Genomic DNA, 17,881 nt, shown 5'->3' with positions numbered 1-17,881 from the left:
TTCTACATGAGCGTGCTAGAGTGTTTGCGATTGACTTTTATTGCGATTTTTCCTTGCTTCGCAGCCAGATACTCAATCTTCAATCCCAGAGATCCCCAGCCTGCATGACTAGATGGCACGGTTTAACCCTTTTTTTCTGGATTGTCCATTCTTAAGGAATCTCCCAGTTTTTTGATTTATTTTTGCCGGGGATCGGCGCATCAACCCATGGATATTTAAATTCTCTACAGCAATTGCATCGACATTGCGAGACGCGATTTTGTTGGCGGTTTTCCATTGGTGATCCTGTCGTTTATTGCTAATCTTCTGGTGGAAACGTCCCACTAATAACGCCGCTTTTTTGCGGTTTTTACTGCCTTTGACTTTGTGGCTAACCCGTTTCTGTCTAATTTTCAGAGTCCGCTTAGCCTTTTTGTTTGTCGAAAACTTGGGACGATCAATTTGGCAGCCATCAGAAAGGTGAACCAGTTTGGTAATTCCCAAATCGCATCCTATTACTTTAGTACGATCGCCAACAACTTTGGGGTTGTATTCAGGTCAGAAGCGTTGATGCTGAGGCTTCCGGGTACGGCGCCCCCCAAATTCAAACCCGCGAGCACGCCCGCATTCAGAGAGTTCCCCGAGATAATATCTAAATTGCGAGCTGCGATTCGGATCGCTTAATTCGGGAGCTACCACAATGCTCGCTCATTGTCTGGAGTGCTGATTTGATATCTATCTACTCGCCCAAATCCTTTTCGGGTTTTGCCGATATGTCCCGGCTGTCCTTCTGCTTTGCGTTTTGCTTGGGACTTTGACTGTTTTGAGTTGTCAACTTTTTCTGTCTCTGATTTCTGTATGAGATCGCTCAAAGGGGGGTTTCGATGATGTTTTACTATTGGTGGGCTGTCTCTCTTGGAGTTTTTCGAGGTCAAGTTATAATTTTTCAATTAGCTTATGTTGGGTTAGCACAATTTTGACCAGCTCCTTACGGTTCAACTGGTCAATTATTTCTAATTTTAGTGCTGCCGATCGGTCTTAATTTTCGCTCATCTAACTGCATTAGCATATTTTTCTGCTCTCTGAGGAACTATTTTTTACCTGAATCCTTACGGTTAAATAAACCCGCCCGCCCCACAAAAAATCCCCCGATGGAATTGATACAATATGTCAGTTAATGAGAGATTGCAACATTTGAGTGGAATCTTTAGCATTTAAACTTTATTCGTAAGTTAATTGGCGCTCTAGAAATGATTTTGTGTATTCAGTCCTGGACGCAGACACACTATATGTAGTGTTGAGATAACGGAGATCGCACCCCCCTTGACGAGCGAGGGCGATCGCCAACCACAAGGAAATCTCGAAACGGATAATAATGAATGCTAAAAACGGATAATAAATGCTATTTTAGCATCTTAATTCATGCCCAAAAAATTGCCCTTCGATCTGGTGGGCGATCTGAGACGATCTATCAGTCAATTGACCTGTCAGTAACGGGCGATCTTTTTCGAGATTCAGTGGCTTCAATCCCTTTACCATCAAAGTTTCCGAGGCTGTGTCATCCCGTCAAATGAAACTGCGGTAAACTTAAGAAAATTAGTTGATATAGGCTATGGCAGTTTCCCCGCATTCCTCAAAAAATGTACTTCAAGCTACAGAAGCCCCACAATTTCCCGGCGCTCCCATCTCGATCGATTCCCACTTTTATATCGATCGTCCTCCTATTGAAACTCGTGCTTGTGCAGAGATTGGCAAACCGGGCGGTCTCGTCCGAATTAAAGCGCCGAGAAAGATGGGAAAAAGTTCCTTAATGCTGCGCATAATTGCTCAGGCTACTGATTGGGGATACCATACAGTGACGGTAGATTTTCAAGAAGCCGACGCAGCAATTTTTATCAGTTTAGAAAAATTTTTACGCTGGTTTTGTGCCAACATAGCCCGCCAGCTCAACCTGGAACCAAATCTAGATGATTATTGGGATGAAGATATGGGCAGCAAGACAAGCTGTTCTGTTTATTTTAAAGGTTATTTGCTAGCACAAATCGACAGGCCCCTGCTTTTAGTCCTCAACGAAGTGAATCTGGTATTTGAACATCCCAAGATTGCCCAAGATTTTTTGCCGCTTCTGCGATTTTGGCACGAACAAGCCAAACAAGATCTAACTTGGCAAAAACTCCGCTTAGTGGCGCTCCATTCTACAGAAGTCTAGATCTCGTTAAATATCAATCAATCGCCGTTTAATGTCGGTCTAGCGCTCAAATTACCAGAATTTGTCCCAGAACAGGTGCAGGATTTGGCAAGGCGGCACGGACTTAATTTGAGTGACTCCAGCACCCTTGAATTAATAAAAATGGTAGGGGGAAAGCCTTATTTGGTGCATCTAGCTTTGTATCATCTCACTGCTCGATCGATGAAGCTAGAACAATTATTACAACCAGCTCCGACTCAAACTGGAATTTATAGCAACCATCTGCGGAGTCTGTGGGAAACACTGCAATCGCGACCAGAATTGGCAGCAGCATTCAAACAAGTGGTGGACTCAGAAGATAGTGTTTGCTTAGACCCAATATCAGCTTATCACTTAGAGAGTCTGGGGCTGGTAAATTTGGAGGGAAATAGCTGTACTGTCTCCTGCGAACTTTATCGTATCTATTTTGCGTCAAATTTAGCACCAAATCATTTAATCCGTTCTCGCCTCCAGCAGTTGGAACAAGAAAATCAAAAGCTCCAAGCTTTAGCAAATCTAGACAAAATTACCCAACTTGCCAATCGTGACTCTTTTGATAATTACCTGCAAGCGGAATGGAACCGGATGGCCGATCGGGAAACTTCCCTATCTCTGATTTTGTGCGATATTGATTTTTTCAAAATTTACAACAAGGCTTACGGACATCAAGCTGGAGATGATTGCTTGCAAAAAGTAGCTCAGGTAATTCGTCGGATGGTGAAGCGTCCTGCTGATTTTGCAGCTCGTTATGGCGGAGACGAATTTGCGATTATTTTGCCTCAAACCGATGGGACAGAAGCCATCCAAATTGCCGAACAAATCAGAGCCTTCCTGAAAGCTGAAAAAATTAACTTTAATCCTCCTAACGTCGGTGGTCTTCCAAGTAACTTTGTCACGGTCAGTTTGGGAGTTTCTAGCACAATACCGGACGCTCAAAATAATGTAGCCTCACTTTTGGCGGCAGCAAATAAGGCAGTTCAACAATCGAAAAGAGCTGAGCGCAATCGCGTCACTTTTTTGCACCTTTAAGTTCACCATCTAAAATTGACAATCTGAAATGGTAAATTACGCCTACCAAGTAGGAGGAAGTCTGGCAACAGATGCTCCCAGTTATGTAGATCGACAAGCTGATTTACAGCTATATGGATCGTTAAAATCTGGAGAGTTTTGTTACGTCCTCAATTCCCGCCAAATGGGCAAATCTTCGCTTTTAGTGAGAACATCACTGCGGCTGCAACAAGAAGGATTTATCTGTACCAGCCTCGATTTGACCAGCATCGGCAGCGAAAATATTACCCCAGCTCAGTGGTATAAAGGAGTTGCTTCTCAACTATGGCTGGGGTTGGATTTGTTAGGAAAATTCAACTTAAAATCCTGGTGGCGCGAGGGAGAAGAAGTTTCTTTACTTCAGAGATTATCTTGGTTTATTGAAGAATTATTGCTCCGGCAATTTCCTACAGAAAGACTGGTGATATTTATTGATGAAATCGACAGCATTCTCAGCTTGGATTTTCCTGTAGACGATTTCTTTGCCTGGGTGAGATTCTGCTACAATCAAAGAGCAATAAATCCCGAATACCAACGCATTACATTTGCGATTTTTGGAGTCGCTACGCCCTCAGATTTAATTGCCGATCGCACTCGCACCCCGTTTAATATTGGCAAAGCCATAGAACTACACGGCTTTGAATTGTCGGAAGCACACCCGTTATTGAAAGGATTAGAAAAAAACCTCAATAATTCCCAAGCAATTTTGAAATAAATTTTAGCTTGGACTGCCGGACAGCCGTTTCTAACGCAAAAAGTGTGCGCTCTCGTAGTAAATATTGTTGGCACAAAAGAAAACTCATTTGAACTGACAATTCCCCCCGGAACCGAAGCATTTTGGCTGGAAAATCTAGTGCGCGATCGCATCATCCACAACTGGCAATCTCAGGACGAACCAGAGCATTTGAAAACCATCCGCGATCGCCTCCTGCACAACGAACAACGCGCGGGCAGATTGCTCGGTATTTACCAGCAAATCTTGCGATCTGCACCCCCCCTAACCCCCCCTGATCAAGGGGGGAGACAAGAGACAGAACCACCTTTTTTAAAGGGAACACCAGGAACTTCTGACCCCCCCTAACCCCCGGGGAACAAGACTCAGAACCCCCCTTAAGAATGGGAACAGGGGGATCGCAACCGATGACAGCAGCGAACAAACTGAACTAATCCTATCTGGATTAGTAGAAAAAAATCAGGGATACTTAAAAGTTAAAAACCGGATTTATCAAGAAGTATTTAACCTCGAATGGGTAGAGAAACAATTAAGCTCGCTGCGTCCTTATTCCCAAACATTTGATGCTGGGATTGCTTCCAAACAAACAGATTTTTCCCGATTGTTGCGCGGGCAAGCCTTAAAAGATGGCCGAGAATGGGCGCAAGGCAAAAGTTTGAGCGATTTGGACTATCAGTTTTTAGCTTATAGCGAAGAGCGCGATCGCCAAGAAACCCAACTCGCCCTAGAAGCAGAAAAACTCCATGAAGTTGAACGCAGACTCGCTCAAGAAAAACAAGCTGCCAAACTGCAAAAACTATTTATCGCCGCACTTTCATCGGCATTAGCGATCGCCATTGGATCGGGAATCAGCGCTTTCTGGCAGTATCGTCAAGCACGTGCGAGCGAACAGCAAGCCAGGAGCAACGAAATTCGAGCGCTAGTATCTTCTTCAGGGGGGCTATTTGCCTCCAACAATCGGTTAGATGCGTTGATAGAAGCACTGCGATCCAGAAAAAAACTGCTGTCATTAAATGAAGTAGATCCCGATGCTCAAAGCAAGGTTGAATTAGCCCTCCAGCAAGCAATTTTGGGAGCAGATGAATACAATCGCCTCTCAAAACCTGCCGCTGGCAATCTGGGCGTTACTTTTAGCCCGGATGGCGAGACGATCGTGGCGACGGGCAAGGAAAATACCGTCAACCTGTGGTCAAAAGACGGTAGGCTGCTGAAAATGCTCCAAGGGCATCAGGCTTTTGTGGGAATGGTAGCCATCAGCCAGGACGGTCAGATCGTCGTTTCTGCTAGTGGCGATCGCACTGTAAAAGTGTGGAAAAAAGACGGCACCTTACTCCACACTTTAAAGGGTCATCAAGCCAACGTGGGAGGTGTTGCGATTAGCCCTAATGGTGAATTCATCGCTTCTACCAGTGAAGATGGAACGGCGCGGCTGTGGAGCAAAAACGGCACCCCGCTCTTCACCTTCAGCGCTGATACAGTGATGACTTCCCAAGTTGCGTTTACTCCAGACAGTCAGAAAATCGTTGTCGCTAGTGCCAAGGGAATGCTGAATATTTGGCAAGTTAACGGTCAAATGCTAGCTAGCGTCAAGGCACACGAAATTGTAGCAACTGGCGTTGCCGTTAGTTTTGTTGGAGATACCATTGCTACTGCTTCAATGGATGGCACAATTAAACTTTGGCAATTGTCTGGGAAAGTCCCCCGACTGCTGACAACCCTCACAGGACATAGCGGTATGGTTATAGGAGTCGCTTTTAGTCCCGACGGTACGCAGTTGGCATCAGGATCGGATGATAAGACTGTCAAGCTTTGGCAGCGAAATGGCAGGACTTGGGATCGGGTAGAACTCCTACGCACTTTTGCCGGACACAGCGGGATGGTTGCGAGTGTAAACTTCAGTCCGGATGGCAAAACCCTTGCTTCCCTGGGTACAGACAACAAAGTTAAACTCTGGAAACCCAACAACTCCCTACTTAAACCCCTCAATGGGCATAAAGCATTTGTGTATGGACTCTCTTTTAGTCCTGACAGCAAGACTCTTGCTTCCGCCAGCGTCGATCGAACCGTTAAACTCTGGCAGGTTGGCGATGGGGGTCAGTCCTTATCCCCACGCACCCTCAAGCATGATGGCGTTGTTATCGGAGTTGCTTTTAGTCCGGATGGCAAGCGGTTAGCTACTGCCAGTGCGGATGCCAAAATCAAACTTTGGACACCGCAGGGAGAATTGCTGGCAACCCTCAAAGGACACGAAGGTGCAGCCAGAAAAGTCAATTTTAGTCCTGATGGCAAGCTGCTGGCCTCTGGCAGTGCCGATGGCACTATAGGACTGTGGAACGTGGAAGGGAAAACCCCGGTTCTGCTTTCTAGGTTGCGGGGACATCAAGGCGGACTCTGGGTGGTCAGTTTTAGCCCCGACGGTCAGATTATTGCTTCCTCTAGTGGCGACACCACAGTCAAACTCTGGAAAAAGAACGGTGAATTACTCAAAACCTTAAAAGGGCATAAAGCAATAGTGAGGTCGGCGGTGTTTAGTGCCGACGGACAAATGCTAGCCAGCGCCAGCGATGACAAAACCGTGAAACTCTGGCGACCTGACGGGACGCTGCTGACAACCGTCGGTCATAGCGATGGAGTCCTGTCCATGGCGTTTAGTTCCGACGGGCAACTGCTGGCTTCCGGCAGCGCCGATGGGGTAGTTAAACTCTGGAAACTAGAAACAGGCAAGCTGCCGGTTGTGCTGACAACCCTCAAAGCCCATGCTGGGGGCATTTGGGATGTGGCTTTTAGTCCCGATGGCAAGTTCCTCGCCTCTGGTGGCGAGGACGGTAAGGTAATTTTATGGAACTTGCAACAGGTGAAATCTGTCGATCGCGTTATCGGCTACGGTTGCGATTGGGTACGGGATTATTTACGCACGAATGGAGATTTGGAAGAGAGCGATCGCCATCTGTGCGATGGTATCAAAAATTAAGTAATTACAATTAATATAGCGTTGGCAAAACCCCTATGTTATTAGATAGAATACAATCCACTCTATTGTCGGCCTTCTGCCTTTGGCAAACAGGGAAAGAGGATAATTACAGTGTCTTATCGTCCTCGATCTCTGTCGGATATTTAGAAAAATGGTATAAGAGAAAGATGAAGAAATGTTTCGAGCGAGTTAGATGTGCGGCTGTGAGTGCGATCGCGCCTGAGTTGGTGAAAAAGCGATCGCCTTCTGCCAAAATCAAAATTCAAGCCTCCAAGATCGATCGATTCAGCCATTTCAAAACTGCATCGATCGGGTTCGGATGGTTAGGAGAAATGCGTTTTACATTGTCGCAGGGTCGATCGGTGATGATTGCTCAACAAGGTTGAGGAGTTGAGCAGTAGAAGAGTTAGCAACAGAGATGTTTTCAAGTACCTCTAAGTCTGTACAGGATGGTTGAACGCAACAAGCGTCATAAAATTCTGTATAACTCAACTGATTAGCACAATGCCACAGCACTGAATGAGCAATTATATATAAAATAGAGTCTGACTTAGCAACTGCATCTTCTACATAATCCTTTAGACCAGAAGTGTTGAATCTATACTGTTATAGCAGGGTCTAGCTGTTTTCAGTTCTGGCAATGCAGTAATTTGAATGTCGCCAGCACTTCGGCGAGGATTTTTAGCTTTACCTTCAAAGTCAAACTTAGAATCTTTCCAAGGATTGCCAGTTGCTCGACCCCTGCTAACAAAACTGGTTAAAGGACAAGCTTCACTTTTGATTCTGATGTCACAGTAATTTCCTTGAACAAACTGCTGAAGTTATTGGGTGATTCTGTCGTTTAGACACCAGTTGTAGTGACCCCTTAACATATCTACCCAAGCAGACATCTTAAATGCCTGTGTTTGATTGGGGCGCAACTTATAGATGTAGTTTGTCAGCAATTTCCGTCACCTCCTTGTTTATATTTTAAGGTATTTTGTCTTGGTTAAATCTTAAGTTAAGAAGTAAGAAAGATTCACGGCGGTTAAAACCGCCCGTTTTGCTTACATCGAGCGCGCTAAAGTCTCGTTCGTTTTCCGCTCGCCGATTACTTCTTATAACTAATGACCAATGACGGCAGGACCAATGACGGCAGGACGGCAGGACTAATTCTTGCCACCTAAAATAATCTCAACTGCTTCACTCAAATTGTTAGCAATTAAATCTGGTTGGTGCAGTTCTAGTTGAGTGCGATCGCGAATTCCGCACAAAACACCAATTACCTTGACACCGTGCGTTTTAGCTGCTATAATATCCGCCTCGGTATCCCCCACCATCCAAAGGTCAGAAGCCGGTGGCAGTTCAGCCAGAGCTTTTTCCATCAGCAACGGCTTATCTTTGACATCCCCGGTTTTGACGTAATCGTTGGGGAGGCAATAGCGGCGGTTGTCTGGGAAAAAATGCCCTAAATTGCAGCGGTTGAAGGCTTCGTCTAGTTCCCTGACGCGGCGCATGGTCATCACCACTAAGTCTACTCCAGCGCGCTGCACTTTTTCGAGCGTTTCCACCGCGCCCTGAGCCGGTTTATCGTACATCAGGTAGGGGAGAGTGTGGACGGTTTGACGCCGTTTCTGGGCAAATTCGACGGCTTGGGCTGCGTCTAATCCTGAGAGGATGCCGATTTCGGTTTCGGGAACCCGCGCCCGCTTCATGTCCCAAAACTCGGCTTTTGGGAGTTCGTGGACTGCTTGGCCCTCACGCTGAGTCTCGGCCAGACACTGCTGGTAAACTCGGTAATAGCGATCGGACACATCCACGATCGGGCCGTCAAAGTCGGTGATAAGTCTCAGCATTGAGCAGAGTATTTTTAAGATTTTATACAAATTGTTCGATATTATATCACTTAAAGGTAAGAGCTTCTTTACGAAACTTGACACAAATCCCCTAGGGAGGTAAGGTCTATAGGAATGGTGCTAATTAAAGGCAACAGTTAAATTAAACTGTGCCCATCCTCAACTTGAGCGGTTGTCACCAATATCAGGGAATCTACAATTTAAAATGTGCTGCACAAATACTGCCAAACCCTACGTATTGTTAATAAATCAAAGCCTCAAGAGAGGCTGATTTTGACTGCGATTGCGCACCAAAAAAGTGGGAAAAATTAATATTTTGCCATTTTTAAAACAGGGAAAAAAATGCTTGGAGAATCCAAAATTTATTGTGTAGATAAATTAGCCAGCGGTAACAGTTGCTGGCATCCGCAAGTATGAAATTCCCATGATAAATAGCAGTCAAACAACAACTAATTTTACCTGCTAACCATTGAGTGTGATGCTCTACAAGAACGAGATGCTGCCAAAATTAAGTTTAGAGAGCAGCCCGAGAAGTATTAATATTCTTCTTTATAAGCTGTTATCCTTACGCAGGCTTGAATACCTCGTAGTCGATCGGAAACTTAAGATTCAAGAAATATCTTTGAACGTGCAAGATTTTGCCGACATTCCCCAGGAAGTAGGCAAAGGTAAAGATGTGCGCGATAGTTTTCCCGAACTGATCGGAATTGAAGGAATCCTTGAAGATATTATTGAACAACGAGAGCAAGAATTTCATTTAAAATCAATCACCAGAGTTCTCAAAGACGGGTCTTATTTGTATCTCAATTTGTACATTTTTGGTTTTACAGAACCAGCAAATGCAGAGAGATTGATGATTTTATGCGAAGATGTGACAGATAGCATTGCAGCTCAGCAAAACATAGTTCAGGCAGCAAACGAAAACAGTATTAAAGTCGATTACTTAGCAGCAGCTAACGATTATATTGACAAAATAATTAACTCCCTAGGCGATATTTTGTTAGTAACAGCCACCTCTGGAAAAATCAAAAAAGTCAATCAAGCTGCTGAGAAATTATTGGGATATACCGAATCAGAATTAATGGGCAAATCCATCTCCCTGATTACGACTAACGAGGAATTGCTGCGACAAGTCAGCCTGCCAGATCCTGCACTGAAAAGCGAATTTTGGCGTCAAGTAAAAGTAGTTTGCCAAACGAAAATAGGTTTAAAGCTGATTCTCGCGTTTTCCTGCTCTACTTTCGAGACAAGCATAAAAAGCAAGTATGCAGACAGCGATGCCATACAAGATTTTGTTTATATCGGCAGAGATATTACCGAGCAACAACGCATAAAAAATCGCCAACAAGCACAGTATGCTGTGACTCATATCCTGTCAGAATCAAGTTCTTTAGAGAGCGCAACTCCGAAAATTTTGCAAGCTATTTGCGAAAGTTTTGGGTGGGATATTGGCGAACTTTGGACGCCCGCAGAGGGGGAGAAAAAAACTAGATTTGGTGCGGAAAAAGAATGCGAAAACCTGCCGCTTTTGTCCCTGTCGCTCGGACAGCAGAGCGAGGAAACTCCATGTTTGCGGCGGGTGGGAGTTTGGTCGATCGCTTCTGAAGTGAGGGAGTTTGTCGAAAACGACCAGCAGATTACTTTTGCTCCGGGTGCGGGTTTGCCGGGATCTGTTTGGCGGAGCGGTTGCGGGCAGTGGATTACTGATATTGTGGCCGATCGCGATTTTGTGCGATCGGGCTTAGCATCGCAAGCGGGAGTGCGATCGGGATTCGGTTTCCCCATTCACGCTAGCGGTAAAATGGCGGGAGTAATGACTTTTTTTTCCCGGGAAGAACTGCCGCCGGATGAAGATTTGCTTCAGATTATGGCTGCTGTCGGTTCTCAATTAGGGCAATTTGTCAAGCGTAAATATGCGGAGCAAGAATTGCAAGAAGCTGAAGCTTCCATCAGAATGTTATACGAACAGGAAAAACAGCAAAGTGAAAAATTGGCTCAGCAAAATTTAGCCTTAGAACAAGCTAAATTAGAGTTAGAAGCTGCTAACCAGGCATTGCAGCAACTCGCATCTGTGGACGGTTTGACTCAGATTGCTAACCGCCGCTGTTTTGACAAAACATTGAAATCGGAATGGCAGCGGATGGCTAGAGAGAAACAGCCAGTGTCTTTGATTTTGCTGGATATCGATTTTTTCAAACTTTACAACGATCGTTACGGGCATCAAGGAGGCGACGAATGTTTAAAAAAAGTGGCTAAAATTTTAGATAAAAATGCTAGGCGGGGAGGCGATTTATCTGCCCGCTACGGTGGCGAAGAATTTGCGGTAATTTTGTCGCAGACTGATACTAAGGGAGCAATGCGGGTAGCTGAATCAATTCGCATCGATTTGAAAGCTGTTGCAATTTTTCACGCTGCTTCCCAGATCAGTCAGTTTGTGACTCTCAGTATCGGAATCACTACTGCTGTGCCTGCTACTGGTTGATCGATAGAGGGATTAATTGGAGAGGCCGATCGCGCGCTGTATCGAGCTAAACTAGAAGGGCGCGATCGCATTGTTTGCGCCGACTATAACATAGAATTTCAGGGCGGGAAAGGAGTATTTTTTGATGATTGTGAGAGAAGCTAAAATCGCTGATGCACCTGCAATTGCACGGGTTAATGTAGATACTTGGCGGACAGCTTACCGAAACATTATACCGGCAGATTACCTCGCGCAATTGTCATATCAAAAACGAGAAAGCAATTGGCAAGAAATTTTGGCTAATGTCAAAATTTCTGGGAATTTTGTCTGCGTTGCTGAGAATGACTCGGGACAAATTGTAGGTTTTGCTGCGGGCGGTGGCGAGCGCACGGGCAAATATATTTATCAAGGAGAATTATTTGCCATCTATATTTTGGAGGAATATCAGCGTCAAGGAATCGGACGGGAACTTGTCAGAAAAGTTGCTACAAAATTGGCAGAATCAAGTTTGAATTCAATGCTAGTTTGGGTGCTTGGCGACAATTCAGCCTGCAATTTTTATGAATTTTTAGGAGGCAAAAAAATAGACGAACAGCAAACAAATAAAGCAGGAGTTATACTCACAGAAATTGCTTACGGATGGACTGATATCACAATGCTGCTTGACAGGCATACATGACCTAAAAACCAGAAATATCAACCATCAATCAAACTTCCCCGCTTCATTTGTTCCCGTTCAATTGCCTCAAACAAAGCCCGAAAATTCCCAGCCCCAAAACCCCCAGCTTGCACCTGTTTGCCGTTAACAAAAGTAACTCGGCGCTCAATAATCTCGAAAAAGAAAGTCGGTTCGGCAAAAATCGGCTGGGTAAAGATTTGCAGCAGCATCGCAGCGGGAGTATCTGCTTGCCAATCTGCCAAAACTTCCGAAGCTGCAATGGCTTGCCAATCTGCGGGCAAATAGTTTTGCCGCTGCTGCAATTGGGAGTAATATGTTGGAGGAACAGGCAAAAAAGGCAAACCGCGCGATCGCAATTCTGCAACAACCGCCACAATATCAGCAGTTTGCAAAGCCATGTGCTGAATTCCCGGCCCCCGATTTACACTCAAAAACTCTTGAACTTGAGAATTAGCCGATGCCGGTTCATTAATCGGAAACTGCACCCCACCCTCAGCGTGCACCATAACTTGGCTGCGCAAAGCCGACTTCTCAGTTTGAATATCAAAATTTTGCTGCGGTTGAAAACCGAATATTTTTTGATACCAACTAACAGCACTTGACAAATCGCCCGATTCAACATTTAAAACTACATGATCTATGAGAGTAAACAGTGGCGGCTTACGATAAGTCAGTAGCAGTGAATTATCGCCAATGCGCTCAACCAGGGTGTGGCTTAAATCTCCCCAACCAGCGATTTTTGCCCGTTTAAAACCGCCTCCTCCTGTGAGGTATTCTTGAATCGGTTCCAGGATTTTAGCCCCTGCCCCAGCCGCTCTAGCTACCGCTAATTCGATATTTTTTACCCGGAAACCCACATCGGCAATCCCGGGAGGATGGCACTTCAACCAACTAGCAGCGGGACTAGCGGGCGTCAAGGGCGAAGATAAAACAAAACATACATTTCCGCTGCTGACTATTTCAGTCCGAGTGTGGCTGTTGGCATAACCTGCTATTGATTGAAAGCCTAAGTGGCTGATAAACCAGTCGCGGGATACTTTAGCATTTTCAACGTGAAACTGAATGCGATCGAACTCCATAATCAATAATTGAAAATGGAACGTGAAAAATTGAAAATCGGTTGATTTTCAGGCCTAAACTGCAAGGGAGAGACTGAGGAATGGAGATTTTTCATTAGTTTTTTGTCTATTCGCTTAATAATAACCCAAAAATCGAATATCCTAGCTCCCTCTGAAGGCAGAAATACATCAGCACTTAAAAGAAACGCGGTGTCTGGGTATCCGCTCAATAAATTGGGGGAAATCTCTCACTGACGAGCATCAAACATCGCAAATTCGTTCCGAACACGGTACTCTACCCCGATTTATTGAGTGGATACGTGTCTGGGATGACTGGAGTTTTGTGGTGAGGCCTTCGCTAACAGTTCTGGGTTCAAAAAATGGTTGACCTGCTCTTAGGATGGACTCAATCGGTGCGCAATGCGCACCTACAAACTACTAAAAGAACAAATGACTTTCGGGCTGAATATTAATTTCTAGTGGCACAGCTTGCGGGTCAGAAGAAAGAGCAAACATAATCGCATTTGCAGCAGTTTCTGTACTAAGCATTTTTGACCTGTCTACCTTTAAACTCACATTATCCCAAAACGGAGAATCCACCCCGCCAAAATAGAATAGCGTAAATTTAATGCCGTAGCGTCGCAGCTCATCTGCCATGCACTTGCTGAAACCAACTACCCCAAACTTTGAAGCGCAGTAAGCGGTTCCCATCGCCATCGAATGCTTCCCCAAAATCCCGATGACATTGCAGATGTGGCCGGATTTGCGGTCTTTCATCACATTCGCGGCGGCTTGAGAGGTGTAAAAACTGCCTTTCAAGTTCAAGTCAAGCATCGCATCTAAATCAGCGGGTTCTAACTTGTTCCACTGCTTGAGAATTCCCGCACCGGCGGCGTTTACGAGGGCATCAATTTGTCCGAAATGCCCCGCAGCTTTTTGCATCAGCGTCTCGACTTGCGCCAAATCGGTGATGTCTGTCGGTACGCACAGTACCTCTGTTGTCGAAAGTTCGCTTGCTAAAGCGTCTAATTTAGTGCTGTCTCTGGCGGCGAGCACTAGCGTCGCACCCGCGTCGGCGAGTTTCCGGGCTACTGCTGAACCGATGCCGCCAGTCGCACCCACCACAACCACAACTTTGTCCTGCATATCCCTTTACATTTCTTTACGTCCCGATTGTATGATAACTCAAGTTGCTCTTAATTGGGAATGGGGAATGGGGCATGGGGCATGGGGAATGGGGCATGGATCAAACAGGGAATTGAGAATTGGTAATTGGTAATTGGGAATTGGGAATGGGGAATGGGGCATGGGGCATGGGGAATGGGGAATGGGGAATTGGGAATTGGTAATTGGTAATTGGTAATTGGTAATTGGTAATTGGTAATTGGGAATTGGGAATTGGGAATTGGGAATTGGTAATTGGGAATTGGGAATGGGGCATGGGGCATGGGGAATGGGGAATTGGGAATTGGGAATTGGTAATTGGTAATTGGTAATTGGTAATTGGTAATTGGTAATTGGTAATTGGGAATTGGGAATTGGGAATTGGTAATTGGGAATTGGGAATTGGGAATTGGGAATTGGGAATTGGTAATTGGGAATTGGTAATGGGCAAGATATGAAAACTAAGAGCTAATCGAAAAAAAGCACCAATGCCCGATCCCCCATGCCCCATGCCCCATGCCCCATGCCCCATGCCCCATGCCCCATGCCCCATGCCCCATTCCCCATTACCCATTACCCATGCCCCATGCCCCATGCCCCATGCCCCATGCCCCATGCCCCATGCCCCATGCCCCATTCCCCATTCCCAATTTCATAATTGCTATTTGATAATTAATTTAGGGAAACTTGCCAGCCTTTTTCTACTTTTTTGAGCTGGAGAGAAGTGCAGGATTGCAAAAATTTAGGAAACTTTCTACCCAGATTAAACTCTTTAATTATTTGGGTAATTTGTTTGCCGTATTGTTTGTGAAATTCGCTGCCAACATTGGAAAGAAATACAGAATTATGAGGCGAGTTGTCGGTTAAGTCGCTAACTATTTTGACAAGGGCGCTTTCTAAGTCTTCCAGAGAATTAATATCTGTCAATTTCGCAGGTGGTGCCTGGTGGTTATTTAGATTTTCTTTGCTAAGTATTGGGGGTGGGGGCGACAATTTGACTTCAAAAAGAGTGACATAACTTTGAGAGGTTTCTGAGGGTTTGTGGACGACAAACTCGGTGGGATATTTGATAAAGATATCCCTGGTTTTAGTGCCGAGCAAATGAGTGGCAATAACTTGATTGAGGACTAAACCGTAATTTTCCCTAAATAAAGCTGAAATTGTAGAAATTTTTATCCACTGAGTTGAGGTGCGTTGTTGCTCTTTTTTAATTAGTTCTTTGAGCTGAATAACTAATTGTTCTACGGGTGTAATTTCCGGTACTGTTACGAGGGAATGGGTTTCCACTTGTCCGGTTTTGCTGTTTAAAACTATGATTTTATCTATTTGCTTGCGGACTTGAAAGACGGTTAATCCGTGGGCTTGCAGTGTGTTGCTGAGGTGGGTGAGGGCGCGATCGGACGAACAGACAAAAATCTCCTTGGCTGTGGGATAATGTACGAAAATTGAGGCGCCTACTGTTGCCATTTTCAAGTCGGCGCTGTCTTTCCCGGGGGGGACGTGAATCAGTTGATAGCCGCGCTGGTGAAATTCGGCATCTTTTTTGCCCATGCTGCGCCAGTTGGCAAAGGCTACTTTGATTTGGATGGGATAGTGAGAAATTCCTTCTAGGAATTTTTCGGTTTCGATGTTGAGTTGCAAGTTTTCGACATCTAGCAGCAAGATAGCAATGCCGACAGGAAGCGAATTTGTTTGGTGGGCGGTGGGAGTTGGAGGTTTTGGGGAAATTGAGTTTTGTGATGGGACTGGTGCTGTGTGGGGTGCGGCTAGCTGCTGAATTTTGGCAAAGAATTTGCTGAATTGAGGTGATTTAATGAATTCTGGAACCAGCAGAATTTGGAGATATTTTTTGGCAGTCAGCAGCAGGGAATCTGTATCCCTGGCTACTCTGAAACTTTTTGTCAATTTTCCAATCAAAATTGACTGAAAATCAGGTTTACCCCAGGGGGTTTTCCTGTATTTTTCAGCTATCCATTCGGGATGTTGTTCCTGAATGGATATTAGTGTTTGAGCGATATAGCGACTGATGGCGCTGAAGGCGACTGATTCTTGAGTCGCTGACAAGGGAGTTCGATCGGGCATGGCCCTCTACAATGCGGGATGGTGTCTCAATCTATCATAATGTTACTTTCTCGCCGGCAGTCGGACGATCGCCCGCCAAATTAAACCGGCGCCAATTAACCCCAACCCTGTCAGCCAAATTTGCGTCTCCACCCAGAAAGCCAGAAACAAACACGAAGCCAAGCCCACCCAAGCCAACCATTGCGGGTAAAGCCTTTCGGCGGGGGAAAGTTGCAGGGCGGCTGCGTTGGTAATAGCGTAGTAGATCAAAACGCTAAAAGCACTAAACGACCAAGTGGTTTTGACATCAAAGATGAGGATTAAAAGTGCGATCGTAATTTCGACAACCACGACAGCCACATAGGGAGTTGTCCCCGCAGGATTGAGACGCGCCAAGACTCTCGGCATATCCAACCGTCGCCCCATCGCCAGCCACACGCGCGACAAGCCTAAAATTAAGTTCAGCAACACTCCCAGCATGGCAGTAATGGCACCGACGGCTAGCAGTTGCGAAACTCCGGGAATTGGAAAACTGCGGGCGATGACTTCCAAGGGTGCAGCCGTGCCGCCTGTTTGCAAGGACAATTTATCGGCTCCCCCCGCGCCTGCAACAACAGTTGCTACCGCCACGTAAAGCACCATTGTCAGCACCAAAGTGAAAATTATGGCTTTGGGAATGGTTTTTCTCGGTTCCTGCACTTCTTCGCTCATGGTGGCGATGCGGCCGTAACCGGTGTAGGCGACAAACATCAGGGCGGTGGCGTGGAGGATGGAGCCGATCGAGCTATCATTCTGTAAACTGGGGATTTCCCACCTTACCTCTGGCAAACCCGCAGCAATAAACACAGTCAGAGATAAGAGTGTAACCGATACTATGACTGTATTGGCAATTTGCGATCGCCTGATGCCGGTCAAGACAATTAAAGTTAGGGTCGCGAGGGCGATTAATGCCGTTAGGATGAGATAAGTGCGATCGGCTACACCCACTGCACTTAAAAAATACCCCGCAAAACCCAAAGCAGCAGTAGCAGCAGAAGCAGTTTTAGCTACAAGAAACATCCAGCCGGCTGTAAAACCCAGCCAAGGATTGAGATATTTGTAACCATATTCATAAGTACCGCCGCTTACAGGATGATTCGCCGCCAACTGAGCGCTGTTAAGGCCGTTGCAAATAGCAACTAAAGCAGCAACAGCCACAGCCAAAATCACTCCCGGCCCCGCAATTTCCGTCGCAATCCCGATACTTACAAATACTCCCGTACCCACAATCGAGCCCAAACCCATGAGAGTTGCACCGAAAACACCCAATTCTCGCTTTAAAAGTGGGGGAGACATATAAAAAAAGTTCGTAGTAAGGACTTTAGTCCTATGAGGTTCGTAGTAAGGACTTTAGTCCTATGAGGTTCGTAGTAAGGACTTTAGTCCTGATTGACTTAAAGTCTACCGAGAAACGACTGAAGTCCTCACTACGAATCTATTTTATAGGACTGAAGTCCTCACTACGAACCTATTTTATAGGACTGAAGTCCTCACTACGAACCTATTTTATAGGACTGAAGTCCTCACTACGAACCTCATAGGACTGAAGTCCTCACTACGAACCTATTTTATAGGACTGAAGTCCTCACTACGAACCTCATAGGACTGAAGTCCTCACTACGAACCT

17 protein-coding genes and 1 pseudogene are annotated in these 17,881 nt (G+C 45.5%); 8 read left to right on the top strand and 10 right to left on the bottom strand.

What is annotated here, in order from left to right; genetic code table 11:
• Positions 1–108 precede the first annotated feature (108 nt).
• Both QUB64_RS20735 and QUB64_RS20730 read right to left on the bottom strand, forming a co-directional pair.
• Entirely contained in the window at positions 109–483 is a 375-nt protein-coding gene (locus QUB64_RS20735) for a transposase (RefSeq protein WP_333274131.1), read from the bottom strand.
• A 188-nt stretch (positions 484–671) separates the two neighbouring features.
• Positions 672–851 (bottom strand): hypothetical protein, encoded by a 180-nt coding sequence (locus QUB64_RS20730; RefSeq protein WP_333274133.1) that lies wholly within the window; start codon positions 849–851, stop codon positions 672–674.
• 740 nt (positions 852–1,591) lie between these two features.
• Here QUB64_RS20730 and QUB64_RS20725 point away from each other — a divergent pair.
• From QUB64_RS20725 to QUB64_RS20710, 6 genes and pseudogenes are all read left to right on the top strand, one after another.
• Positions 1,592–2,626, top strand: a pseudogene (locus QUB64_RS20725) (AAA-like domain-containing protein); the annotation flags it as partial.
• A 57-nt stretch (positions 2,627–2,683) separates the two neighbouring features.
• Complete coding sequence (locus QUB64_RS20720; RefSeq protein WP_333274299.1) at positions 2,684–3,235, top strand: GGDEF domain-containing protein; 552 nt, start codon at positions 2,684–2,686, stop codon at positions 3,233–3,235.
• A gap of 28 nt (positions 3,236–3,263) precedes the next feature.
• A complete protein-coding gene (locus QUB64_RS33035; protein WP_442921685.1) occupies positions 3,264–3,968 on the top strand; it encodes an AAA-like domain-containing protein in 705 nt (234 codons plus the stop codon).
• 42 nt (positions 3,969–4,010) lie between these two features.
• Positions 4,011–4,334, top strand: coding sequence for a hypothetical protein (locus QUB64_RS33030; RefSeq protein WP_442921684.1), 324 nt, complete (start codon positions 4,011–4,013; stop codon positions 4,332–4,334).
• A gap of 253 nt (positions 4,335–4,587) precedes the next feature.
• Positions 4,588–6,957, top strand: a complete 2,370-nt coding sequence (locus QUB64_RS33025; RefSeq protein WP_442921683.1) for a WD40 repeat domain-containing protein — start codon at positions 4,588–4,590, stop codon at positions 6,955–6,957.
• A gap of 167 nt (positions 6,958–7,124) precedes the next feature.
• Positions 7,125–7,343 (top strand): hypothetical protein, encoded by a 219-nt coding sequence (locus QUB64_RS20710; protein WP_333274135.1) that lies wholly within the window; start codon positions 7,125–7,127, stop codon positions 7,341–7,343.
• Here the strand turns inward: QUB64_RS20710 and QUB64_RS33020 are convergent.
• The 3 genes from QUB64_RS33020 to QUB64_RS20700 form a co-directional block, all read right to left on the bottom strand.
• Positions 7,297–7,485 carry a hypothetical protein gene (locus QUB64_RS33020; RefSeq protein ID WP_442921687.1) on the bottom strand — a complete coding sequence of 63 codons (189 nt, stop codon included), beginning with the start codon at positions 7,483–7,485 and terminating at the stop codon, positions 7,297–7,299. The two genes, QUB64_RS20710 and QUB64_RS33020, sit on opposite strands and share 47 nt — an antisense overlap.
• A 293-nt stretch (positions 7,486–7,778) precedes the next feature.
• A complete protein-coding gene (locus QUB64_RS20705) occupies positions 7,779–7,901 on the bottom strand; it encodes a helix-turn-helix domain-containing protein (protein WP_333274138.1) in 123 nt (40 codons plus the stop codon).
• Positions 7,902–8,105: 204 nt separating this feature from the next.
• Positions 8,106–8,792 (bottom strand): HAD family hydrolase, encoded by a 687-nt coding sequence (locus QUB64_RS20700; protein WP_333274141.1) that lies wholly within the window; start codon positions 8,790–8,792, stop codon positions 8,106–8,108.
• A gap of 496 nt (positions 8,793–9,288) precedes the next feature.
• Here QUB64_RS20700 and QUB64_RS20695 point away from each other — a divergent pair, with 496 nt between their 5' ends.
• Both QUB64_RS20695 and QUB64_RS20690 read left to right on the top strand, forming a co-directional pair.
• Positions 9,289–11,274: a diguanylate cyclase domain-containing protein gene (locus QUB64_RS20695; protein ID WP_333274144.1), complete on the top strand. Its 1,986-nt coding sequence runs from the start codon at positions 9,289–9,291 to the stop codon at positions 11,272–11,274.
• A 124-nt stretch (positions 11,275–11,398) separates the two neighbouring features.
• Positions 11,399–11,932, top strand: coding sequence for a GNAT family N-acetyltransferase (locus QUB64_RS20690; RefSeq protein WP_333274148.1), 534 nt, complete (start codon positions 11,399–11,401; stop codon positions 11,930–11,932).
• Positions 11,933–11,949: 17 nt separating this feature from the next.
• Here QUB64_RS20690 and hppD read toward each other — a convergent pair whose 3' ends face one another.
• The 5 genes from hppD to QUB64_RS20665 all read right to left on the bottom strand — a co-directional run bounded on the left by hppD (position 11,950) and on the right by QUB64_RS20665 (position 17,550).
• Positions 11,950–13,011, bottom strand: coding sequence for a 4-hydroxyphenylpyruvate dioxygenase (gene hppD, locus QUB64_RS20685; RefSeq protein WP_333274151.1), 1,062 nt, complete (start codon positions 13,009–13,011; stop codon positions 11,950–11,952).
• 417 nt (positions 13,012–13,428) lie between these two features.
• Complete coding sequence (locus QUB64_RS20680) at positions 13,429–14,136, bottom strand: SDR family oxidoreductase (RefSeq protein ID WP_333274154.1); 708 nt, start codon at positions 14,134–14,136, stop codon at positions 13,429–13,431.
• A 100-nt stretch (positions 14,137–14,236) separates the two neighbouring features.
• Entirely contained in the window at positions 14,237–14,791 is a 555-nt protein-coding gene (locus tag QUB64_RS20675) for a hypothetical protein (protein ID WP_333274157.1), read from the bottom strand.
• 35 nt (positions 14,792–14,826) lie between these two features.
• On the bottom strand, positions 14,827–16,236 hold the full coding sequence (locus tag QUB64_RS20670; RefSeq protein WP_333274159.1) for an NYN domain-containing protein: 1,410 nt from the start codon (positions 16,234–16,236) through the stop codon (positions 14,827–14,829).
• 42 nt (positions 16,237–16,278) lie between these two features.
• Positions 16,279–17,550, bottom strand: coding sequence for an APC family permease (locus QUB64_RS20665; RefSeq protein ID WP_333274162.1), 1,272 nt, complete (start codon positions 17,548–17,550; stop codon positions 16,279–16,281).
• Positions 17,551–17,881 lie beyond the last annotated feature (331 nt).

This window comes from Microcoleus sp. Aus8_D2 (assembly GCF_036702665.1).
In the GTDB taxonomy this organism is placed as follows: Bacteria; Cyanobacteriota; Cyanobacteriia; order Cyanobacteriales; family Microcoleaceae; genus Microcoleus.
Note: the sequence above shows the minus strand (reverse complement) of the source record. Positions and strands in the feature narration are given on the sequence as shown.

Excerpts from the sequence above, each read along its gene's own strand:
- QUB64_RS33035 (WP_442921685.1), top strand. The coding sequence starts at position 3,264 with ATGGTAAATTACGCCTACCAAGTAGGAGGAAGTCTGGCAACAGATGCT.
- QUB64_RS20710 (WP_333274135.1), top strand. The coding sequence starts at position 7,125 with ATGAAGAAATGTTTCGAGCGAGTTAGATGTGCGGCTGTGAGTGCGATC.
- QUB64_RS20700 (WP_333274141.1), bottom strand. The coding sequence starts at position 8,792 with ATGCTGAGACTTATCACCGACTTTGACGGCCCGATCGTGGATGTGTCC.
- QUB64_RS20695 (WP_333274144.1), top strand. The coding sequence starts at position 9,289 with ATGCTGCCAAAATTAAGTTTAGAGAGCAGCCCGAGAAGTATTAATATT.
- QUB64_RS20690 (WP_333274148.1), top strand. The coding sequence starts at position 11,399 with ATGATTGTGAGAGAAGCTAAAATCGCTGATGCACCTGCAATTGCACGG.
- hppD (WP_333274151.1), bottom strand. The coding sequence starts at position 13,011 with ATGGAGTTCGATCGCATTCAGTTTCACGTTGAAAATGCTAAAGTATCC.
- QUB64_RS20680 (WP_333274154.1), bottom strand. The coding sequence starts at position 14,136 with ATGCAGGACAAAGTTGTGGTTGTGGTGGGTGCGACTGGCGGCATCGGT.
- QUB64_RS20675 (WP_333274157.1), bottom strand. The coding sequence starts at position 14,791 with ATGGGGCATGGGGCATGGGGCATGGGGCATGGGGCATGGGGCATGGGG.
- QUB64_RS20670 (WP_333274159.1), bottom strand. The coding sequence starts at position 16,236 with ATGCCCGATCGAACTCCCTTGTCAGCGACTCAAGAATCAGTCGCCTTC.
- QUB64_RS20665 (WP_333274162.1), bottom strand. The coding sequence starts at position 17,550 with ATGTCTCCCCCACTTTTAAAGCGAGAATTGGGTGTTTTCGGTGCAACT.